At 63.5% G+C, this 545-nt stretch carries 1 protein-coding gene; it reads left to right on the top strand.

Features of this window, described 5'->3' with window-relative positions; translation table 11 throughout:
- Positions 1 to 23 precede the first annotated feature (23 nt).
- On the top strand, positions 24 to 545 hold a 522-nt coding region (locus tag A9X04_RS20875; RefSeq protein ID WP_231985781.1), incomplete at its 3' end, for an acyl-CoA dehydrogenase family protein.

Raw genomic sequence — 545 nt, 5'->3', positions numbered from 1 at the left:
TGGCTCCTGTCAGCGTATGTCACATGATCGATTTCGAGCTCCCGGCGGAGATTCAGCAACTGCGTGCCCGGGTCGCCACTTTCATCGACGAGGTAGTGCTGCCGGCGGAGCCACAGATCGGCACGCGTCCCTTCTTCGACATCGTCAAGGAGGTCCAGGACAGGGCCCACGCGGAAGGGTTGTGGTGCCCCTTCGTACCGGTGCAGTACGGCGGAATGGGGTTGGGGCACTTGGCCAATGCCGTCGTGCAAGTCGAAGTGGGCCGCGCGTTCAGCCATCTGGGTGCGTGGGCGTTGAACTGCATGGGCCCACAGGACGCGACCATGCTGACCCTCATCGAGCACGGGACCGAGGAGCAGAAGCAGCGCTACCTGGTCCCGCTGGTCAACGGCGATATCCGGGTCTGCTTTGCCATGACCGAAAGAGCCGCCGGCGCCGATGCCACCGGCATGCAGACCAGCGCGGTGCGCGAGGGCCGGATTGGGTTCTCAATGGCGAAAAGTGGTTCACCTCCGCCGCTTCCATCTCACAACTGGCATTGGTCA

Source organism: Mycobacterium sp. E3247, from assembly GCF_001667785.1.
Classification (GTDB): domain Bacteria; phylum Actinomycetota; class Actinomycetes; order Mycobacteriales; family Mycobacteriaceae; genus Mycobacterium.
The sequence above is the reverse complement of the archived record's forward strand: the minus strand, read 5'-3'. Positions and strand labels throughout refer to the sequence as shown.